Genomic DNA, 20,110 nt, shown 5'->3' with positions numbered 1-20,110 from the left:
CCTTAATCAAGGAAGCGCTTAAGCTGTGGCATCCAATCTCCAAGGAAGACCATGTTCTTTTCCATGGCGTCCCAGATTGGGCTTAAAAAATTCATTAGGCAATTATTAACGTCCGACCACTGTGGCTCGGACTTCTTTTTTTGCCTCAACTCAACCTTCCACTTTCTTTTCATGTAGGTGTAGTCACCGTAGCTTTTTAGCATATTAAGTCTTGAATCATCAATGGTTATACCTTTTTCTTTTACAAGCTCAGTTAATCTGTCCTTCACCTTTCGTCCATTTACTGGATTTGATGTAAGGATTTCATATGCATCATAATAATGATCCATGTTGTTAATAAGCTCTAGTTTATCTATTATTTCAAGCAAATGCTTTGATAGCTCTTCCTCTTTTGGATTGATGAGCACATCGACTTTTCGATTTCCATAGGCAATGAGTTCCAAACTAATCTTTTCCGGTTCATGGCTTGCACCGTGCTTTTTGAAATATAGATTAATTGGAATATACATATCATCGACGGTTATCTTTAAACTAATTCCTGTTTCTCCAACAGAACCATTTACCGCCATGCCCTCGAGAGCTCCTTTGGCCATTATCTCCTTCAATATATCTCGCATATAAAGGATTGCCATTTTGTCATCAAGGTCTCTTACATACTCGTAGTAGATATTACTGATGCAAAGATCTTTGTAGACATCGGATTTGAATTCTGCTGAATTACAAAGATATAGCTCGTTGCAATATTTTCCATTGGCAAGCAGTTCTATTACAATTTCACATACTGCTGCAGAAAGCAAATTCTTGAAAGGAATATTAAGTTGTTCCGACTTTTCCTTTATGTTTCCTTTGTTAATCATTACAACCACACACCTATCATATTCTGGACTTTTTTAAGGACCTTACGTTCCTTGGCATATTCCATAAGCTTCGCTACATCTTTTTTCTCATCCATGATGTAGGCTAATACTCCTGTTTTGAATATTTCTCTATCTATCTTTTCTTGATATTTCAAAACGTCGCAGATAAGTCTTTCTTTAGTGTAGATTTTCATGCGACCACCAGCGAAATCTGCTTCTGTTACACCAAGCTCAAGAACTTCTGGCTCTGTATAGTATGGCTCCACAATTGGATAATCAATATGGAATCTAGATTTACTTGTGTTTTTATTAATCGCAATACTCCACTTGTATGGTCTATCCTTCAAATAACCATATACCCATAATGCAGATTCGATTGTGAGGATGCCATCTTCTCCAAACAACTTATAAATCCACTGTTCTTCACTGCATTCAAAATACTTTGTAGTGTAGTATCCGCTTTTTACTCTGATTAAATATCCCTCTTCTACGAACTTAAGCACGCGACGATAGTCTACTCCCAGGGCTTCAATTTCACTTGTTTTAATTAATCCGCCGTTAGCTTCTACTAAATCATTAATCTGCTCCAGCTGATACTGCTTCTTTTCATCTCTTGAAAATAAGTTTTCCATTTTTTCCACTCCTGCTTGCTTTACGAGGTTATTTTCTTCATTATCACATTCTATTATTGAGGTGTCAACTAATCCTTAGTTCTATTATATTTTATAATCTGTCTTCTATTTGTCGTATATTTGTCCTATAATACAAATATAGCAATTAATATTGTCTTTTTGGAGGAATATATGTCTGAAGAAAAAATCACTCTTAGAAAAAATCCTTCTCGTAAAGAATGTGAGAAGGTAATTAAAAAGATACTAATGACCGAGGTCCTTGAGCGAGGTACAAATGAACATTTCAAAAGCGCTTCTGATTTCATGAGCTACTTCCAGTCTCTATATCCTGCCAGTGACAGCTTAACAAAACAGGTTCAACGTGCAGTGAAAGCTCTTGGTATGCCAAAGGATGATCGAGGCTATTTCATTATAAACAAAACTGAAGAACAGCTTGGCCAGGATAAAGAAATCGCTTTTCTTATGACAAAGTCTCATTGCGAGCTTGCTCCTTTTGAGAATTATGAAACTTTATTTTTGAAGGCCGATGGAAAATATAAGGATTATCTATTCCAGCTTCTTTCTGAATCAGATACATTTGCAGATAAGGTAATCACCATGATTAACTCTTCAAATGGAATCATATTGTTTACAAACAACAAGCATCAGTTGGAAATTCTGATAAATAGTCTGATTAATAGATAAATATTTTCTACAAACGTGAAAATAATTTTGATGTCTGTGAAAATATAAAACGACAGTCTAGTAAAAATAGGCTGTCGTTTTTATTATACTATGTCGTTATTATAAAGAATTAGGACATTTCTTGTCGTTTATCTACGTCTTTTTCTTCTCTTACCATTATCTCTAATGATAGTCATGTTTGTCTTTTGTGGTCTTTGATGTCTGCTCATGAATCGATGTCTGAATAAAAGTATCTCACTTGATTTACTTCTTATAAACATAATCAAACAAATAACCGCAAGAACTATAAGGATTACTAATCCAATTTTTGGATAGTCAACTTGTATATATTCTTTACCGCTTCCACCATTTTCTACAGGAATATTATCGAATGGATAGCTTCCGGCTGTTTCTGCGTTTGTAAATATCAGATTTGCATATCCTACAGACTTATCTGCATATGAGTATTGTAGCTGGCCTATAACTGACGAATCTTCCGAATCAGAATAAGGAACTACTGTTGAGGTTACATCTAATATGCTGGCTGTCTTTGGAATAACGATTATTCCATCTTCATCTACTTTTATTAATTCACTGTTTTCACTAAGGATTCCTGTTACATTAACATCATCCTCTGATATTGAAGCAAAATCCGCTACTGCATACTTGCTAAAGTTGTCAAAACAGTACTCAAACAGGTTTGTTGTATCAGTATACTCATCTGTGGTTGTATCTTTCATTACAACACACACAAGTGTCATTCCATCTTTCTTTGCATATGTAACAAGTGTTGCGCCTGCCACTACAGTGTATCCTGTTTTACCACCTAAACAATACTCATACAAATACTGATTTGTCTTGTAGTAATGAAGCATTTGATGGTGGTTATTAAGTGGCGTTGGATCTGAATGCTTATTTGTAGCTGGGATTGTGTAGTTCTTTGTTCCAACTATTTCTGCAAACTTTGGAATCTTGTATGCAGCTCTTGAAATCAACGCCATGTCATAAGCACTTGTATAATGCTCTTCATCAGGAAGACCATTGGAATTGTTGAAGTGAGTGTTCTTGCAGCCTAGCTCCTTGGCTTTGGCGTTCATCATATCAACGAAGCTATCCATATCACCAGCAACATGCTCGCCTAATGCGTATGCACACTCATTTGCTGATTCTAGCATCATTCCATAGAGCGTCTGCTCAACAGTCATTTCCTCTCCAACATCTCTGGCAATGCTTGAAGAACCAAGCTCTGTACCATATACCGCTTCTGCCGAAAATGTGACTGTCTCATCCAAATCGCAATTTTCCAATACGATAAGTGCAGTCATTATTTTTGTGATACTGGCAGGATAATGTACATCATCCATATTTTTAGAATACAGAATTGTACCTGTTTCCTCTTCCATTACAATGGCTGATTCCGCCACTACATCAACTCCACTAGGCCAATAATCTGCAGCCTCTGCCTGGATTGATTTCATTGTAAATATACTATTAGCAATAAAAATAAAGGCTAATGCCTTTGCAAGTTTTCTTTTTATATTCATACTCTTTTTCCTTTACGACTATTTAGTATAACTTCTCTATTTAGTCTGTTGCAATACTAATCTTACGATTTTTATGTTATAATCCATTTTGATTTTATTTTTGGAGGTTATTATGAGATTAAGAAATATCCCAGGAGCTGATGAGGTTGTTGCAAATAGTCCTTATTGCATTCAGAATCCTACAAAGCTCAAGGGCTCATATAAAAAAGAAGTATTTGGCAATGACAATCCTATTCATATTGAAATCGGAATGGGTAAAGGACAGTTTATCACTACTCTTGCAAAAGAGAACCCTGATATCAACTATATAGGTATCGAAAGATACACTTCTGTTTTACTTAGAGCCGTTCAGAAGGTGCAGGATGAAGAAATTCCTAATCTTCGCTTTATCTGTTTTGATGCTGCTGAGATACTTGATATCTTTGCTTGCCATGAAGTAGATAGAATTTATCTTAACTTCAGCGATCCATGGCCAAAGGACAGACATGCAAAGCGTCGCCTTACATCTTCTACTTTCTTAAACAGATATAATTCAATTCTTTCTAAGGAAGGACATATTGAATTCAAAACTGACAACAGAGATTTATTTGATTTTTCTGTAGAAGAAATAGACAATCATCCTTTATGGAAACTTGATGCCGTAACTTACGATTTACATAATGATGAGACTATGAACGCCGGCAATATTATGACTGAATATGAAGAAAAGTTTTCTAGTAAAGGAAATCCAATTTGTAAGCTCATTACAAGTAGATAATAGTAAAGCCTTGATTATTACAATCAAGGCTTTTATTTTATATATTTTTTAGATATAAAAAAACCACCGAAGAAACTTCGATGGTCAAATGCGCGATCAGGGGTTCGAACCCTGGACACCCTGATTAAGAGTCAGGTGCTCTGCCAGCTGAGCTAATCGCGCTCATTTATTTGTTATTGCCTCAGCAACGAATATAAGTATATAGCCTGATTAACATTTTTGCAAGTCTTTTTTTTATTTTTTTTCGTTTTTTAACAACTTTTTTTACTATAATTATCTGAAAATTCCAACACGCTTATTTATTATAATTTATTGATTATAAAAATAACAATACCTGCCTCTGATTTGAGACAGGTATCTTAATTTTATATATTTGCAAATAGCTTTTCTATTTCTTCTGGACTCATTACCCTATTAGGATCAGTTAAATCTATTCCTACATCTGGGATAACTATTGAATCATCTTCTGGTTCTGGTTCTGGCTCAGGCTCTGGCTCCGGTTCAGGTTCCGGCTCTGGTTCCTCTTCTGGAATATCTCCAACCTCTTCTAACAGAGCATCCAAGTTTGCACCTATGTCATCTACTGGGGCTTCTTCAGCTGCAGGTTCTTCTACAACCGGCTCCTCGGCTGGGATTTCTTCTGCTATTAGCTCCTCTGGAATCACTTCTTCTACTGGAGTTTCTTCAGCTATTGGCTCCTCTGGAACTACTTCTTCCACTGAGGCTTCTTCTGCTACTGGCTCCTCTGGAATATCCTCTTCCACCGGAGCTTCTTCTACAACAGCGTCTAAATCAAGTCCTAAGTCTTCTACCGGCTCTTCTACTTCTGGAAGTTCCTCTATCGGAGCTTCTTCCTCTACCACTGCATCCAAATCCAGGCCTATATCATCAACTGGTTCTTCAGCTCCTGGCAATTCCTCTACTGGAATTTCCTCTTCCAATGAAGGTTCTTCTACTATAGCATCTAAATCAAGGCCAAGGTCTTCGACTGGCTCTTCTGTAGATTCTTCTTCGATTACAGCGTCTAAGTCAAGGCCTACGTCCTCAATTGGTTCTTCTGTTGGTATTTCTTCAGCAGGGGTTTCTTCCACTGGAGCTTCTTCTACTACTGGTTCTTCTAATGGAACTTCCTCAACCATTGGTTCTTCCATAACTGGCTCTGGTTCAGGTTCAGGTGCTACTGCAGGTTCAGGCATTACTGGCATCACTGGAGGTGGTGTCATCTGCATCTGCATTGGCTGAGCCATAACAGGAATTCCATTTTGAATTTTACCTTCGATATTTGATATCTGTGATGTAAGTGCTGCTATCTTTTGTTGTATATCAAGGTTTGTTTCTTTTAATAAAGTTTGCTGTTTTTCAAGAATCTGACTGTTACTGTTTTCAAGCTTTTCCTGGATATTTACCAGCTGATTGATTAACTCATCATTTGAGTTCATCAACGCATCTGTGTTTTCCTTGCTTCGTGAAATAGTAACCTTTGCTACTGCTTTCTGTGCATTTATGATATCTTCTGCAGGTAAAGCACTATTTTCCTCAATTGCTCGAAGTCTTTGATCCATTTCATCAAAGCTTTTCTTTATGACGAGATACGATGCCTTTTGTGCATTGTAGATTTCCTCATACTTTTCCTGCTCCATGTTCTTTTGTTTAAGAGATATATCTAACATGGCACTTATAAGGAAAAACAAAGCAACTATCATCAGAAGTATTCCTACCGCCATAGCCATGAAATTGCTTTTGAAATTTATCATGATATAAAACTCCATGATAATTAACACAGCAAGTGCTATGCTGGATAGAATAATCTGAATCTTATCCTTGGCTATTTCTGTTTGAATTTTCTTTGTGTTCTCGTCCATTGTGCCCCCTAGTTAATCCTTTTTTTCAAATAGAGATACCATATCCTTCGCAAACGAAATAGGATACAGCTGTACCATAACTGAATCTATTATCGTTCCTATTTTTAAATCAAATGTTATTTTGACAAAATCTATTTCAGGTGATTCAAATAATCTCTCGAATATTTTTACGCTTTCTACGTCGATATTATCTGTTTTTGGTGGTGAAATATCCACTACTCTATTAAGTAGCTGTGACATTGAGCTTGCTGCACTTCCCATCATCTGATTCATAGCTTCTGAAACAGCTGAAAGCTGAAGCTCGCCAATTTCACCACTTGTATTTGTTCCATCGCCACCCATCATAAGGTCAGCGATTATTTTTACATCATTTTCTTTTAGGATTAATACGTTACTTCCTGATAATCCTTTAATATAATTTATATGTACCAACACGCAAACATTGTGATAATCATCAAGCGATTCGCTTTTACGAATTAACTCGATTTTGGGTGTTGTGATATCTACCTTTAAATTATTTAATAATGCACTTAGAGATGTTGCAGATGAACCCATGCTGATGTTCGCAATTTCTCCAAGAGTATCCTGTTGCTCTTTAGTTAAACTTAAATCTGCCATACACTACCGTCCTCCTCTAATTTATTTTCCCCCTTTTCCTAGAATTGTGTTATTCCTCTATATTATACAATATACAATTCTCCATACAAAGGTATTTTACCCCAAAGTTGCGAATTTTGTGTGGACAAAGTGTTATATTTCCTAATTAAAAAAAGGAGCCTATTTCATAGACTCCTTCCAATCATGTTCGAGATGGGATTCGAACCCACGGCCTTCCGCTTAGGAGGCGGACGCTCTATCCAGCTGAGCTACTCAAACTCGACAACTATTTGATTTTAATCTAAAGCTTAAGAAAAATCAACAGTTCCCTGTAGCCAAATAGTGCCTTTAAAACGGCGTCCTATTGTAGGTTCTCCATATAAATTATTCTTGTTTATGCACACTTCAAGAACTACATCATTGCTTTCTACTACAAGCAGATATAATTCCTCCATTGTGAGATGATTTACAACAGATTTAACATCAAGAATGTCACCCATAATCTCGTATTTATCATTCTCTATTCCGTAAGGCATAAAGAAACTTGTCACGACACTCAAGATATCTTCTCGTGAGACTCTTCTTGTAATACGCTGATATAAATCAATTTCATCCATTGTAAGGCTTTCAAGAGCTTCTTCATTTCCCTCTCTAGCCTGCTCTACAAGATCAATACGCTTTTTGTTATTCATTTTCTCCTTTATACGACTTTTTTCATTGTCGTAAAGAGGAAGAATAACTTTTCCCTCCAAAGATAAAGCTGCCAATCTAATATCACGCTTAACACCTTTACCGTTGGTGTTATTTCTTCTGAGATACTCTCCCATGTTTTGGAGATGAAAAATAAGATTAACACCTAATCTTAATTCATCCACCATAACATGATAGCATTCTTTATCAGATTGCTTTATTACATCTACCTCGTTATTAGATGATATACTCTCACCAAGATAAGTTGGATAATAGTAATCTAAAATAAATTCATCTTTATCGTTATAGATTCCACGCAAAACAAGTCCAACATTGTCTGCCACCATATATCTAAGCTCAACAAACTGATTACCTTCGAAATCTATTGCAGACTCCTGGTAATCAGGTCGAAGAATTATTTCTTGAATAAGATTTTCTAGTGTTTCTTTATTAAGTTTACTAAATCCAATTGCTGGTAAAAATTTATGCATCATATACCGTCCATTAAACATTTAAAGCCTGATTGAGAGCCTGCTCCTCTTCCTCTGCAAGTTGAATTATAGAGTTACCATCTATAATCTCCTTAACATAGGTATAGCAACCCTCTCTTGAGTGCATTGCATTAATGATATAACCAGAGTTCTTTTCATTAAGCATGCAAAGTGAAAAGCTAAGCTTTCCACCCATCTCGTTAAATGCATCGTATTTAACAAGACCAATTTTTTGGAAGCAATCCTTCATGTTCTTGAAGATTGCATCAATATTTCTTTCATTGCTAGCATTTGCTTCGATAAGCTCATCTACCTGCTCTAATCTGTAAACAAGTGTATCCTCTAATGATTTTGCATCGCTGCCCTGCATAAAGATTTTATATCTCTTCTTAAGCTTATGCATTTGCACGATAAATACAATTAAAAGTATTGTCATTATCAGAACTAGTGCTGCAAGTCCTATTACAATGTAGTCTGTACTAATTCCAAGATATTGTTCTATCATTATTATTTCTCCAATCGAACATATGTTTATTTTATAGATTCAAGCAAATCTACGATTCTGTTAAGCTCATCCTGCGAATAATATTCAATCTCAAGCTTTCCTGATTTATTATCTTTTGCATTTATAAATACTTTTGTGCCAAGTACACCCTTAAGCTTTTCCTGAGTCTGCTGGTAAACTGCAGCAAGCTGTGGATCAAGACCAGCAGCCTTAGATTTTTTATCAGCCTTGTCGTTTAAGAGCTTCTTAACCTCGCGCTCTACATCACGAACTGACATCTTCTCATCGAATGCTCTCTCAGCGAATTCATACTGCTTATCTAAATCAGTAATTGCAAGCATTGCTCTAGCATGACCTGTAGTAAGCTTATCATCTACAATCATATCCTGAACACGCTTATCAAGCTTTAATAATCTAAGAGCATTTGTAATTGTAGTACGACTCTTTGAAACTCGCTCTGCTACTTCATCCTGCTTAAGCTTAAACTCATCAATAAGTCTAGCAAAAGCCATGGCTTCTTCAATTGGGTTTAACTGCTCACGCTGAATATTATCAATGAGAGAAATCTCTACGAATTCCTGCTCGCTAAGATTCATAATGATTACTGGTACTTTCTTAAGACCAGCAATTCTAGCAGCTCTCCATCTACGCTCGCCACCGATTAACTCATAATATGAACCTCTGTCCTGAACAAGAAGTGGATTGATGATTCCATGTATTTTAATATTTTCTGCTAAATCTTGTAACTTATCTTCATCAAAGTTTTTTCTAGGCTGTAGTTTATTTGGCTCAACCTTATCAATTTCTACTTCAACAGGTGCACCGTGCTGCTCTGGGTTTGCTACTACTACACCCTCGTTCTTATTAACAATAAGGGAATCAAGTCCCTTACCTAATCCTCCCTTTTTAGCTGCCATAATTATAAATCCTTTCTTCCAATGATTTCTTTTGCAAGATTACGATAGCTTTCTGCACCAGCAGACTTCTCATCATATAAATTAATTGGAAGTCCATGAGATGGAGCTTCAGCAAGTCTTACATTTCTAGGAATGATTGTCTGATATACTGTTGCATTAAGATTATTCTTAACTGTATCAACAACATCAGAAGAAAGATTTGTTCTCTTATCGTACATTGTAAATACAACGCCATCAATCTTAAGCTTTGAATTAAGTCTCTGCTGTACAAGATCGATTGTGTGAATCAACTGGCTAATACCTTCAAGTGCGTAATACTCACACTGAATTGGTACAAGTACTGAGTCAGCTGTTGTCATAGCATTAATAGTTAACATATTCAAAGATGGTGGACAATCAATGATTACATAATCGAAGTCATCCTTTACATAGTCAACTGCATTTCTAAGAATATATTCCTTTTCATTAATACCAAGAAGCTCAATCTCCGCTCCGGCCAAGTCTACATTTGAAGGAATAATAGTAAGGTTTGGAATATTTTCCACCTTATACATACATTCTTTAATACTACATTGATCAAGAACTAAATCATAAACAGTATTCTCACATTCATCCTTATCAAGACCAAGTCCACTTGTTGCATTTCCCTGTGGATCAGTGTCTATAACAAGAACCTTTTTTCCTGCTTCAGCTAAACATGCTGAAAGGTTAATACTTGTAGTAGTTTTACCAACTCCACCCTTCTGGTTGGCTATTGCAATTACTCTCTTCATTTATTGTCTCCCTCTTTTATAGTTTAGTATTTAAATTTGTGAACAGTAAAATTATATCATTCCAATATATTCAATTCTACCAAGAATTTCTGTTTTAGTTTGCGATATATGGATGTTTATTTACTAGATATTGATTAATTATATCCGCTTTAGAAATGTTTCACGTGAAACATTATTGTTAAAAATAGCAATATATAGAAGTTGATTCAAAAATCCTTATACTATATTTTGTGTTTATAATGCTAATAAATAGAAAATGTTTCACGTGAAACATTTTCTATATTTAGTTTTGGTAACTATTTTATAGTGTAGAAATTAATTTTTCTAATTCAATTTTTGCTCTATAAGGGTCCAAAACTATAATATCTTTAATAGATACAAGCTGATTTTTAAAACTATCATCAATACTATCATTAATAGTAGTTTGATTGTTATTAGTATCAGATGGTCTATTTATAACAGCAGTATTGTTTATCAAAGCATTAAGTTCTACTAATCTGCTATCATAAAACTTCATTTGCTTAGTTTTATTACTCATTTGTGATTCTAACTCAGAAAGAATTTGACGTATTTCTGCTGCCTTTTCATTATTTTTGGCATTAATATCTCTAGGAGTAAACTCAACAAAATAAGATTCATTAGATTCTTCTAATACATTAAGAAACTTTTTTTCTTCTTTTATCTTAGTTTCTAATAAATCCATATCTTCTTTTAGTTGTATTTTTTCAGAAATAAGTTCTTCCTGATATTTTTTTAGGAAGTCATTTACCATAAACCATCCCCCATATTAATGTTTCATGTGAAAATATTACTTTAAAGGTTCCTTACTAGGAGTACCAGCTTTTCTAGGATAAGCCTTAGGTGTAGATTTTTTCTTATCAATAATAATAAATGATCTACTAATATCAGTATCAGGTAGAGAAAAATATACAAGTTCTTCCATAGAGCCACCTAATTTTTGAATAGCATTTCCAGATAAAGATACCTCTTCTTTTATATCACCTGATTTAAAACTAATAAAATATCCATTAAGTTTTACCAAAGGTAAACAGTACTCCGATAAAGTACTAATATTTGCAACAGCTCTGGAAACAACTAAATCAAACTTTTCTCTGTATAGTTTATTTCTACCAGCCTCTTCTGCTCTTGCATGAATAAGAGTAACATTCCTTAATCCTAATGCATCTACTACTTCCTGAAGAAATTTGATTCTTTTATTTAGAGAATCAATCAATGTAAATTGAATATTAGGATAAGCTATAGCCATAGGTATACCTGGGAAACCTGCTCCTGTTCCAAGGTCACATACTGTATTAATGTTTGATGGCATAACTTTACCTATAGATAAACTATCTGCAAAATGCTTTACAATAACTTCATCAAACTCTGTAATAGCAGTAAGATTCATTACCTTATTTTTTTCAACTAACATCTCATAGAATAAATCTAACTGATTTATTTGCTTGTCATCTAAAGTAAGATTCCAATCAATAATTGTATTCTTCAAATATGAATAATCTCTACTCATAAATCTCCTATAATAAAAAATTGTATTGTTTTGAGGGTATATAGAAGTACCCTTAAAACAGACCGATTATTTTTCTTTACTCTTATAAGTTTCCAAATAAACTAAAAGTACTGAGATATCTGCAGGACTAACACCAGAGATTCTTGATGCCTGTCCAATGTTAGCTGGTCTAAGTTTTGTAAGTTTTTGACGAGCTTCAATTCGTAAACTAGAAACATCATCATAATCGATATCTGAAGGAATCATCTTTGACTCAAGCTTTTTAAACTGAGCAACTTGCTTAGCCTGTCTAGTAAGATATCCTTCATACTTAATGTAAATATTAACTTCTTCTCTTACCTCATCAGATAGCTCTGGTCTATCTGGATCAATAGGAGCAAGCTTATCATAATCAAGTTCTGGACGTCTAATCAAATCTACTAGCTTAATACCATTTGAAAGAGGAATACTTCCATATGATTCAAGTAGAGTTTGAACTTCTTTTCTAGCACCAATATTAATTTCTTTAACTCGAGCAACCTCTTCTTCGATTTGACGCTCTTTTTCTACCACATGATCATAGCGATTTTTAGGTAATAAACCTACCTCGTAACCGATTTTAGAGAGGCGTAAATCTGCATTATCTTGCCTAAGTAGAAGTCTATACTCTGCTCTTGATGTCATCATACGATATGGCTCTTTAGTTTCCTTAGTAACAAGGTCGTCTATAAGAACGCCAATATACGAATTTGATCTATCAAGAATCATTGGCTCTTTTCCAAGTAATTTTAACGCTGCATTAATACCTGCAACTAATCCCTGAGCTGCAGCCTCCTCGTATCCGCTACTTCCATTAAACTGACCAGCAGCAAAAAGACCATCAATATCCTTAAACTCAAGTGATGCTTTTAGCTGAGTAGCTTTAATACAATCATACTCTATCGCATATGCGTTACGAACAATTTTACAATTTTCAAGACCAGGAACTGTATGGTACATAACGTACTGAACATCCTCTGGCATTGATGAACTCATACCACCAATATACATCTCATTAGTATTAAGTCCCTCTGGCTCAACAAATAATTGATGTCTATTCTTATCGGCAAAACGAACTACCTTATCTTCAATACTTGGACAGTATCTTGGACCAGTTCCTTCGATTACACCAGAATACATTGGTGATCTATCAAGATTAGCTCTAATAATTTCATGAGTCTTTTCGTTAGTATAAGTAAGATAACATGGAACCTGTTCAATCTGAACATCTTCTCTATTGGTACTAAATGAAAAAGGAACTACAGGATTATCACCAAGCTGGATTTCCATCTTAGAATAATCAATAGAACGACTATCAACTCTTGCCGGAGTACCAGTTTTAAAGCGGTTCATTTCTACATTATTATTCAATAATGACTGAGTTAAATGGTTAGCTGCCTTTAAACCGTTAGGGCCAGTATGTTCAATTACATCTCCGTATAAACATCTAGCTCTAAGATATGTACCTGTACATATTACTACTGCTCTCGCATGATAAATTGCTCCAGATAAAGTCTTAACACCTGCAACCTTTTTGCCATCCATAATTAATTCGGTAACTTCAGCTTGTCTAAGTGTAAGATTATCTGTATCTTGCATTGTCTTTCTCATTCGAAGTGAATAAGCACTTTTATCAGCCTGAGCTCTAAGTGAATGTACTGCAGGTCCCTTAGAAGAATTGAGCATCTTTGATTGAATAAAAGTATGATCAATATTGATACCCATCTGACCACCAAGTGCATCCAACTCTCTGACAAGATGACCTTTTGAACTACCACCAATATTAGGATTGCATGGCATTAAAGCAACTGAATCCATGCTTACAGTAAAACAAATTGTATTTAATCCCATTCGAGCAGATGCAAGAGCTGCTTCACAACCAGCATGACCTGCACCTATAACAACTACATCATAGGATTCTTCAACTACAGACATTTTATTACTCCTTACATAAAATAATGAAAAACTGCCAATTATAATCGCCTTTGGCGATGGGCAGTTTTGTAATTATTAAAATCATCGCATAGCTCGATTTTAATAATTATTTTCCCATACAAAATTCTGAGAAAATTTTATTAGCTAAATCATCATCTATTGTTTCACCAGTAATTTCACCTAAATAACTATAGGCATCCATCAAATCAATAGAAAAGAAATCTTCTGGCATCATATTATCGATACTTGTAAGTACATTTTCTAAACTACTCTTTGCATTAGAAAGACAAGCAGCCTGACGAGAGTTTGTAATGTATAAAGTATCATCACTGCGAACCTCACCACTAAAGAACATATCAGTAATAGTAGATTCAAGAGTCTTAAGTCCATCAAGGCTTACTGACGAGAATGAAATAACGCATTTATTATATTTATTGTATATTTCTTCCTCGCTGATTACCGTAGATAGGTCAGATTTATTTAGTAATATAATAACTTTTTTATCCAAAATCTTATTGATAATGAACTCATCATTTTCATCAAGCGGTCTTGAAGAGTCCAATACAAATAAAATTAAATCTGCATCATCAATAGAATCGATAGCTTTATCAACACCAATTTTTTCTACGACATCATCTGTCTCACGAATACCAGCTGTATCAATGATATTTAAACTAACACCATTGATAGTAATCTGCTCTTCCAAAGTATCACGTGTGGTGCCAGGAATATCTGTAACAATTGCTCTCTCTCTTCTTGATAAAGTATTGAGCAAAGAAGATTTTCCTGCATTTGGTTTTCCAAGAATAAGAGTATTGATTCCCTCTTTTAAAATATGACCAGAATTAAATGAATCTATTAATCCATCAACAGTATCAATAATTCCTTCAACCTTTTCTTTAAGTTGTTCTGGGTATCCTGTTAAATCATAATGTTCTGGGTCATCTAATGCAGACTCAATAAAAGCAGTTTCATATAAAATCTTATCGCGTAAATCAACAATGATTTTATTTAATGATCCAGATAGCTGCTTAATAGAATTTTTCATAGCAAGCTCTGAATTTGAAGAAATCAAATCCATAATAGATTCTGCTTCTGATAAATCTATTCTTCCATTAAGAAATGCTCTCTTTGTAAACTCACCTGGTTCAGCAATACGTGCTCCAGCTTTAACTAAAAGAGATAAAACTTTTTTAAGAACTAAAATGCCACCATGACAATCTATTTCAACAACATCCTCAGTAGTATAACTACGAGGAGCTTTCATGATAAGTACTAGTACTTCATCTACTATCTCATCACCAGAATAAATATGACCATATTGAATTGTATGACTATCGCAATCTTTTAATTTATTCTTACCACGAAAAATAGTATCTACTATAGAAATAGAATCTTCTCCACTAACGCGGATTATTCCTATTCCAGAACTATTCATAGATGTAGCGATTGCTGCAATAGTATCTGACTGGTACAAATCAAACCTCCATAAAAATTATAAATATGATTTTAAATAACACTTAATTATAAAATACTATTTAAAATGATATTTATCTAGATTCTTTTAAAAACAAAGAGAAGGGTTAGTCCAATTTAAAAGACTAACCCTAAAAAAATCAAAAATTATTTCTTAAGAGTAATAACTACATAACGATATGGCTCTTCGCCCTCTGAATGAGTAGTAACATTATTATCGTTTTGAAGAGCAGAATGAATAATGCGTCTCTCATAAGGATTCATAGCTTCAAGAGTAACTGACTTCTTTGTTCTCTTAACTTTGCTTGCCATATTTCTTGCAAGATTTTCAAGAGTTTCTTTTCTACGACGTCTGTAATCTTCTGTATCGATTTTTACTCTAGTATAATTTTCTGATGAACGATTAACTGCAAGGTTTGTAAGATACTGAAGTGAATCAAGTGTCTGTCCACGCTTACCAATTAAAACACCCATCTCTGGACCAGCTAAATCAATTGAAAGAGTTTTATCTTCTTCATCAAATGACATTGAAATATTAACTTCAAGCTGCATTGCTTCAAAAACTCCATCAAGGAATTCCTTAGCAACTTCCTTTGGATCTTCATCTGCAGAAATTACAACTTTAATAATTGCATCCTTTGAACCGATTCCAAGGAAACCTGTACTTCCCTCTTCAATAACTTCGTATTTAATCTGATCAGATGTAACACCTAAACTAACAGTAGCATTAGTAAGTGCATCATCAACAGTTTTACCTGTAAATTCTTTGAATTCCAAGATTATTGCCCCCTTACTTATTATTTTGTTCATTGAAATCTTTCACAAGATTTGCTTTTGCAGCAAGAGAATTAGCATTAGCTTTTGCTCTTAACTCGTTAGCTGCATTAAGAGCTTCTTCATTATTTTTTACAAGGTTTGCCTTGTCAGCCATAGAAGAAGACTTTGTAGACATGCGAGCTGCTTCGTAAATCTGAGCCTGACGAATACCACGCTTTTCAGCCTTTGCAGCTGCTTTATCTTTATTCTTTTCAATAATACTTTCAAGATCAATCTTCTCAAAATGCTTATTTAAGAAGTACTGCTGTGTAATACGAACTACACCACCGACGATCCAGTAGAATACAAGACCAACAGGAACAGTGAAACCAATGAAAAGTGACATTAAAGGCATCATAAGATTCATTGTCTTCATCTGCTGTGCCATCTGATCAGACTGACCTTCAGTGTTTGTAGGCATAAGCTTAATTGTAGCAAGCTGTGAAAGATATGAAAGAAGTGGAATCATTAAAGCTGCAATGATTAATCCAAAATCTTTTCCAGCCCAACCAGTCTTAACAAGGTTAAGTGGTGTATCAGAAATATTTAAAATGAATAAATAGTTGATTTGCTCAAGCTTTGCAACAACAGAATCGATTGATGAAGATAAGCTTGGGAACTTGTCAGTGACCTCAGCCCATCCTGAAGCAGGAAGCTTATACAAAACATCAACGATAAAGTTAGAAACAGCATCAGGATCTGCAGATGCAAATTCAGGTGTCTGCTGTAATCTGATTCCAGATTCATCGTAAATAGTCTGCATTGTAGTAGCAAAACCATCAGTAGCAACAATACCGTTAACTAATTCTGTAAAAATATTCTTAACAGAACCAATATAAGCAGGTACATTATAGAAAACTCTATAAAGTGCAAAAAGAATAGGCATCTGAATCAACATGTAAACACAGCTACCAGTAGGTGAAATGCCGTACTTATCATATAAAGCCTGTGTCTCTTCCTGCTGCTTTTGCATAGTTGCCTGGTCTCTAGAACCTTTGTACTTATCCTGAATAGCCTTCATCTCAGGCTGCATCTTACGAGTAAGTACTGCAAACTTTTGCTGCTTGTATGTAATAGGAAACATACAAACATAAATAAGAATAGTAAAAACAAGGATTGTAAGAGCTATGTTTTCAACACCTAAACCAGCGAGAAAAACATAAATCTTATCCATAATCCATCCTAAAACCTTAGCAATAGGTCCAAGGATAGATCCACCGTAAGCGGTAAGAAATAAATCGCTCAATGTAAAACCTCCAGTTACTATGGAACCGGATCAAATCCACCATGAGAAAAAGGATTACATCTGATAATTCTCCAAAGAGCTAATCCACCGCCTTTTATAGCTCCATACTTTTGAACTGCCTCAAGGCCGTAGCAAGAGCATGTTGGATAATAAGGACATTTGGTGGTTTTCATTGGAGAAATATATTTTTGATAAAACTTAATTAAATATATAAATATCTTCTTCAACATAATAGAAACGACGATTCCATTTATTTTCGAGTTACCCTGTGAAGATTTGCAAGATGAAGTAAAGATTTTTGTATTTCATCAAAAGTTGCAGATGCACTGGCTTCTCTTGCAACGACTACAATGTCCAAACCACTATTGAACATCTCTTCATTAAGTCTATAACTTTCTCTTATCAGTCTCGTCAAATGATGTCGTACTACTGAATTTCCAACCTTTTTACTAACAGAAATTCCAATTCGATTTCGATCTGTATTATTATGGTAGATATACATTACAAGCTGTCGATTAGCTTTAGACACACCTCTTCTGTATACAGTTGTGAAGTCTTTATTCTTTTTTAGAGATTCACTAAATTCCATAACAAAAATTTTCCTTAAAATAGAAAGAAAGACCACATGGTCTGTGGCCTAAGCTGATAATTTCTTTCTTCCTTTTGCACGTCTTGAAGCAAGAACCTTACGTCCGCCTGCTGTGCTCATTCTAGATCTAAATCCATGAACTTTGGATCTCTGTCTCTTTTTTGGTTGATATGTCATCTTCATAATATATCCACCTCCTCTTTATGAGAAAACATCAGTTGAAATTATATAAGGAAAAGCCCATAAAGTCAATAATAAAAAGCATTATTATAATAATGAAAGAATGTGGATAACTAAAAAACACAAGATATAAATGAAATCTAAAATAAACAATACTAAATATAGTGGAAAATCGTTAAAAAAAATATTTTATTTATCTACAAGCTGTGGATAACCATGTGGATAAAATAGTAATAATTAACATTTTTCCACAAAAAACATAAAAATATGTGAAATTTAAAGGCTAAAATTGTGGAAAACTCTCTTCTATGACTGTGGATAACTCACAATATCAATTTTAAACGCTCAAATTCAAAAAATAAGCCATTTTAGCCTTTAAACTACCCCCTACACGTTTTTACACTAATTATTGAATAAAAGCCGTATTTAGGGTAGAATATAAAATAGTTTAAATGTGGATAAAAGGGAAATTATATGGAAGAACTTGTTAAAAAATGGGATGAAATCCTAGACTACTTAAAAAATGAGTATAAAGTCACTGATGTTTCTTATGATTCTTGGCTTAAACCTCTAGAATTATTTCAAATAGAAGATAACAAATTATACATCATCTATAACGGTGATCAAAACAGTATGACACTTGGTTATGTAACCAGAAAGTTTACTACTCCACTTCGTATCACAATCGCAGAACTTACTGGAATTCAATATGATGACATCTTAGTTATATCTCAAGACAATGCAAACCAAATCAAAAAAGAAAAAAATATTGAACACATTAAAATAGAAGAAACACCTTCTTTTGAAGAAAAAAGAATGGGAAATTCTACTATTAATCCTAAGTTTACTTTTGATAATTTTGTCGTTGGTAGAAATAATAGATTTGCTCAAACTGCAGCTCTTGCAGTTGCTGAATCACCAGGAGAATTTTACAACCCACTATATATCTACGGTGGACCAGGTCTTGGTAAAACTCACTTAATGCAAGCTATTGGTAATTACATCGAAAATCAAAATCCAAACACTCACATATTATATGTAACATCAGAAGAATTTACTAACGAGGTTATTGAAAACCTTAGAACAAACAATAATGCTACTGCTATGCAACGCTTCCGCGATAAATATCGTACAGTAGATGTTTTAATGGTAGATGATATTCAGTTTATTATAGGAAAAGAATCTACACAGGAAGAATTTTTCCATACATTCAATGCTTTACATGCAATGGGTAAACAAATTGTTATTTCATCTGATAAACCTCCAAAGGATATGGAGACATTAGATGATCGTTTCAAATCAAGATTCGATATGGGTCTTATGGCAGATATTGGATATCCAGATTATGAAACACGTATGGCCATTCTTAATAAAAAGATTGAAGAAAAGAACTTTAATCTTGATGAATCAATCAGAAAATATATTGCAGAAAATATTCAATCAAACATTAGAGAAATCGAAGGAGCTCTTAATAAGCTTATTGCTTTCTCAAGACTTGAAAAGATTGATATTACTATGGATATAGCAGAGAGAGAATTACAAAACTTCATCTCTCCTAATGTTTCAAGAGAAATTACTCCGCAGCTTATAATAGAAGTTGTTGCTGAGCATTTTAATATTACAGTTGATCAAATGGCATCTAAAAACCGCTCTAGTTCAGTAGTTAGACCTAGACAAATTGCCATGTATTTATGTAACACAATGACAGATTCATCTTTACAAGCAATTGGTCTTCTTCTTGGAGGAAGAGATCATTCAACAATCATTCACGGTGCTAATAAAATCGAGGATGAAATTGATAAAGATGAAAATACAAGAAACCTTGTAGAAACAATTAAGAAAAAGATTAATCCTAATTAATGTTAATAACTTGTTGATAACCCTTTGGATAAATTGTTAAAACCATGTTTATTACATCACATAACGGTTAATATTTGAAAATTTAGACACTTTTTATTCACAATTTATCCATAAATTATCAATACTTAATTCACAGTTTTTCATGAGTTATTAATTCATGTTTTACGTATAAAT

The 20,110-nt window shown here is 34.1% G+C and carries 21 protein-coding genes and 2 tRNA genes; 3 read left to right on the top strand and 20 right to left on the bottom strand.

Annotated features, from left to right (window positions below):
• Nucleotides 1-2: 2 nt before the first annotated feature.
• Together BMY66_RS11110 and BMY66_RS11105 are read right to left on the bottom strand one after the other, a co-directional pair.
• A complete protein-coding gene (locus BMY66_RS11110) occupies nucleotides 3-857 on the bottom strand; it encodes a hypothetical protein (RefSeq protein ID WP_090395207.1) in 855 nt (284 codons plus the stop codon).
• Nucleotides 857-1,489, bottom strand: coding sequence for a type IV toxin-antitoxin system AbiEi family antitoxin domain-containing protein (locus BMY66_RS11105; RefSeq protein ID WP_044939232.1), 633 nt, complete (start codon nucleotides 1,487-1,489; stop codon nucleotides 857-859). Before BMY66_RS11105 ends, BMY66_RS11110 begins: the two co-directional genes overlap by 1 nt.
• A gap of 171 nt (nucleotides 1,490-1,660) precedes the next feature.
• On the opposite strand from BMY66_RS11105, the gene BMY66_RS11100 reads away from it, so the two are divergent.
• The gene (locus BMY66_RS11100) at nucleotides 1,661-2,173 is read left to right on the top strand and encodes a hypothetical protein (RefSeq protein ID WP_074791094.1); all 513 of its coding nucleotides are present in this window, start codon (nucleotides 1,661-1,663) and stop codon (nucleotides 2,171-2,173) included.
• Between the two features lie 128 nt (nucleotides 2,174-2,301).
• Here BMY66_RS11100 and BMY66_RS11095 read toward each other — a convergent pair whose 3' ends face one another.
• Complete coding sequence (locus BMY66_RS11095; protein ID WP_090395206.1) at nucleotides 2,302-3,696, bottom strand: D-alanyl-D-alanine carboxypeptidase family protein; 1,395 nt, start codon at nucleotides 3,694-3,696, stop codon at nucleotides 2,302-2,304.
• Nucleotides 3,697-3,808: 112 nt separating this feature from the next.
• On the opposite strand from BMY66_RS11095, the gene trmB reads away from it, so the two are divergent.
• Nucleotides 3,809-4,453 carry a tRNA (guanosine(46)-N7)-methyltransferase TrmB gene (trmB, locus tag BMY66_RS11090; protein WP_033152503.1) on the top strand — a complete coding sequence of 215 codons (645 nt, stop codon included), beginning with the start codon at nucleotides 3,809-3,811 and terminating at the stop codon, nucleotides 4,451-4,453.
• 89 nt (nucleotides 4,454-4,542) lie between these two features.
• Here trmB and BMY66_RS11085 read toward each other — a convergent pair.
• From BMY66_RS11085 to rpmH, 17 genes are all read right to left on the bottom strand, one after another.
• Nucleotides 4,543-4,615 (bottom strand) — tRNA-Lys (locus BMY66_RS11085).
• 203 nt (nucleotides 4,616-4,818) lie between these two features.
• On the bottom strand, nucleotides 4,819-6,315 hold the full coding sequence (locus tag BMY66_RS11080) for a hypothetical protein (protein WP_090395205.1): 1,497 nt from the start codon (nucleotides 6,313-6,315) through the stop codon (nucleotides 4,819-4,821).
• A gap of 12 nt (nucleotides 6,316-6,327) precedes the next feature.
• Nucleotides 6,328-6,933, bottom strand: a complete 606-nt coding sequence (gene fliY, locus BMY66_RS11075) for a flagellar motor switch phosphatase FliY (RefSeq protein ID WP_044939240.1) — start codon at nucleotides 6,931-6,933, stop codon at nucleotides 6,328-6,330.
• Nucleotides 6,934-7,117: 184 nt separating this feature from the next.
• A tRNA-Arg gene (locus BMY66_RS11070) sits at nucleotides 7,118-7,191 on the bottom strand.
• Between the two features lie 29 nt (nucleotides 7,192-7,220).
• Nucleotides 7,221-8,096, bottom strand: coding sequence for a DUF3881 family protein (locus BMY66_RS11065; protein ID WP_177175659.1), 876 nt, complete (start codon nucleotides 8,094-8,096; stop codon nucleotides 7,221-7,223).
• Between the two features lie 10 nt (nucleotides 8,097-8,106).
• Complete coding sequence (locus BMY66_RS11060; RefSeq protein ID WP_033152513.1) at nucleotides 8,107-8,598, bottom strand: DUF4446 family protein; 492 nt, start codon at nucleotides 8,596-8,598, stop codon at nucleotides 8,107-8,109.
• Nucleotides 8,599-8,624: 26 nt separating this feature from the next.
• The gene (locus tag BMY66_RS11055) at nucleotides 8,625-9,515 is read right to left on the bottom strand and encodes a ParB/RepB/Spo0J family partition protein (RefSeq protein ID WP_033152514.1); all 891 of its coding nucleotides are present in this window, start codon (nucleotides 9,513-9,515) and stop codon (nucleotides 8,625-8,627) included.
• Between the two features lie 2 nt (nucleotides 9,516-9,517).
• A complete protein-coding gene (locus tag BMY66_RS11050; RefSeq protein WP_033152516.1) occupies nucleotides 9,518-10,288 on the bottom strand; it encodes a ParA family protein in 771 nt (256 codons plus the stop codon).
• Nucleotides 10,289-10,589: 301 nt separating this feature from the next.
• A complete protein-coding gene (locus tag BMY66_RS11045; protein WP_090395203.1) occupies nucleotides 10,590-11,060 on the bottom strand; it encodes a hypothetical protein in 471 nt (156 codons plus the stop codon).
• A 36-nt stretch (nucleotides 11,061-11,096) separates the two neighbouring features.
• Nucleotides 11,097-11,816 (bottom strand): 16S rRNA (guanine(527)-N(7))-methyltransferase RsmG, encoded by a 720-nt coding sequence (gene rsmG / locus BMY66_RS11040; protein ID WP_090395202.1) that lies wholly within the window; start codon nucleotides 11,814-11,816, stop codon nucleotides 11,097-11,099.
• 66 nt (nucleotides 11,817-11,882) lie between these two features.
• Nucleotides 11,883-13,769 (bottom strand): tRNA uridine-5-carboxymethylaminomethyl(34) synthesis enzyme MnmG, encoded by a 1,887-nt coding sequence (gene mnmG / locus BMY66_RS11035; RefSeq protein WP_090395201.1) that lies wholly within the window; start codon nucleotides 13,767-13,769, stop codon nucleotides 11,883-11,885.
• A gap of 106 nt (nucleotides 13,770-13,875) precedes the next feature.
• Nucleotides 13,876-15,246: a tRNA uridine-5-carboxymethylaminomethyl(34) synthesis GTPase MnmE gene (gene mnmE / locus BMY66_RS11030; RefSeq protein WP_090395200.1), complete on the bottom strand. Its 1,371-nt coding sequence runs from the start codon at nucleotides 15,244-15,246 to the stop codon at nucleotides 13,876-13,878.
• A gap of 146 nt (nucleotides 15,247-15,392) precedes the next feature.
• The gene (gene jag, locus BMY66_RS11025) at nucleotides 15,393-16,022 is read right to left on the bottom strand and encodes an RNA-binding cell elongation regulator Jag/EloR (protein ID WP_044939253.1); all 630 of its coding nucleotides are present in this window, start codon (nucleotides 16,020-16,022) and stop codon (nucleotides 15,393-15,395) included.
• A gap of 13 nt (nucleotides 16,023-16,035) precedes the next feature.
• A complete protein-coding gene (locus BMY66_RS11020; RefSeq protein WP_242942711.1) occupies nucleotides 16,036-17,307 on the bottom strand; it encodes a YidC/Oxa1 family membrane protein insertase in 1,272 nt (423 codons plus the stop codon).
• A gap of 17 nt (nucleotides 17,308-17,324) precedes the next feature.
• Nucleotides 17,325-17,537, bottom strand: coding sequence for a membrane protein insertion efficiency factor YidD (gene yidD / locus BMY66_RS11015; protein WP_090395199.1), 213 nt, complete (start codon nucleotides 17,535-17,537; stop codon nucleotides 17,325-17,327).
• 20 nt (nucleotides 17,538-17,557) lie between these two features.
• Nucleotides 17,558-17,896, bottom strand: a complete 339-nt coding sequence (gene rnpA, locus BMY66_RS11010; RefSeq protein WP_044939259.1) for a ribonuclease P protein component — start codon at nucleotides 17,894-17,896, stop codon at nucleotides 17,558-17,560.
• A 48-nt stretch (nucleotides 17,897-17,944) separates the two neighbouring features.
• Entirely contained in the window at nucleotides 17,945-18,079 is a 135-nt protein-coding gene (rpmH, locus tag BMY66_RS11005) for a 50S ribosomal protein L34 (protein ID WP_044939261.1), read from the bottom strand.
• Between the two features lie 471 nt (nucleotides 18,080-18,550).
• Here rpmH and dnaA point away from each other — a divergent pair, with 471 nt between their 5' ends.
• Nucleotides 18,551-19,936: a chromosomal replication initiator protein DnaA gene (dnaA, locus tag BMY66_RS11000; protein ID WP_033152525.1), complete on the top strand. Its 1,386-nt coding sequence runs from the start codon at nucleotides 18,551-18,553 to the stop codon at nucleotides 19,934-19,936.
• Nucleotides 19,937-20,110 lie beyond the last annotated feature (174 nt).

Source organism: Pseudobutyrivibrio sp. C4, from assembly GCF_900111635.1.
In the GTDB taxonomy this organism is placed as follows: domain Bacteria; phylum Bacillota; class Clostridia; order Lachnospirales; family Lachnospiraceae; genus Pseudobutyrivibrio; species Pseudobutyrivibrio ruminis.
Note: the sequence above shows the minus strand (reverse complement) of the source record. Positions and strands in the feature narration are given on the sequence as shown.

Coding starts and splice junctions, on each gene's coding strand:
- BMY66_RS11110 (WP_090395207.1), bottom strand. CDS start 857: ATGATTAACAAAGGAAACATAAAGGAAAAGTCGGAACAACTTAATATT.
- BMY66_RS11105 (WP_044939232.1), bottom strand. CDS start 1,489: ATGGAAAACTTATTTTCAAGAGATGAAAAGAAGCAGTATCAGCTGGAG.
- BMY66_RS11100 (WP_074791094.1), top strand. CDS start 1,661: ATGTCTGAAGAAAAAATCACTCTTAGAAAAAATCCTTCTCGTAAAGAA.
- BMY66_RS11095 (WP_090395206.1), bottom strand. CDS start 3,696: ATGAATATAAAAAGAAAACTTGCAAAGGCATTAGCCTTTATTTTTATT.
- trmB (WP_033152503.1), top strand. CDS start 3,809: ATGAGATTAAGAAATATCCCAGGAGCTGATGAGGTTGTTGCAAATAGT.
- BMY66_RS11080 (WP_090395205.1), bottom strand. CDS start 6,315: ATGGACGAGAACACAAAGAAAATTCAAACAGAAATAGCCAAGGATAAG.
- fliY (WP_044939240.1), bottom strand. CDS start 6,933: ATGGCAGATTTAAGTTTAACTAAAGAGCAACAGGATACTCTTGGAGAA.
- BMY66_RS11065 (WP_177175659.1), bottom strand. CDS start 8,096: ATGATGCATAAATTTTTACCAGCAATTGGATTTAGTAAACTTAATAAA.
- BMY66_RS11060 (WP_033152513.1), bottom strand. CDS start 8,598: ATGATAGAACAATATCTTGGAATTAGTACAGACTACATTGTAATAGGA.
- BMY66_RS11055 (WP_033152514.1), bottom strand. CDS start 9,515: ATGGCAGCTAAAAAGGGAGGATTAGGTAAGGGACTTGATTCCCTTATT.
- BMY66_RS11050 (WP_033152516.1), bottom strand. CDS start 10,288: ATGAAGAGAGTAATTGCAATAGCCAACCAGAAGGGTGGAGTTGGTAAA.
- BMY66_RS11045 (WP_090395203.1), bottom strand. CDS start 11,060: ATGGTAAATGACTTCCTAAAAAAATATCAGGAAGAACTTATTTCTGAA.
- rsmG (WP_090395202.1), bottom strand. CDS start 11,816: ATGAGTAGAGATTATTCATATTTGAAGAATACAATTATTGATTGGAAT.
- mnmG (WP_090395201.1), bottom strand. CDS start 13,769: ATGTCTGTAGTTGAAGAATCCTATGATGTAGTTGTTATAGGTGCAGGT.
- yidD (WP_090395199.1), bottom strand. CDS start 17,537: ATGTTGAAGAAGATATTTATATATTTAATTAAGTTTTATCAAAAATAT.
- rnpA (WP_044939259.1), bottom strand. CDS start 17,896: ATGGAATTTAGTGAATCTCTAAAAAAGAATAAAGACTTCACAACTGTA.
- rpmH (WP_044939261.1), bottom strand. CDS start 18,079: ATGAAGATGACATATCAACCAAAAAAGAGACAGAGATCCAAAGTTCAT.
- dnaA (WP_033152525.1), top strand. CDS start 18,551: ATGGAAGAACTTGTTAAAAAATGGGATGAAATCCTAGACTACTTAAAA.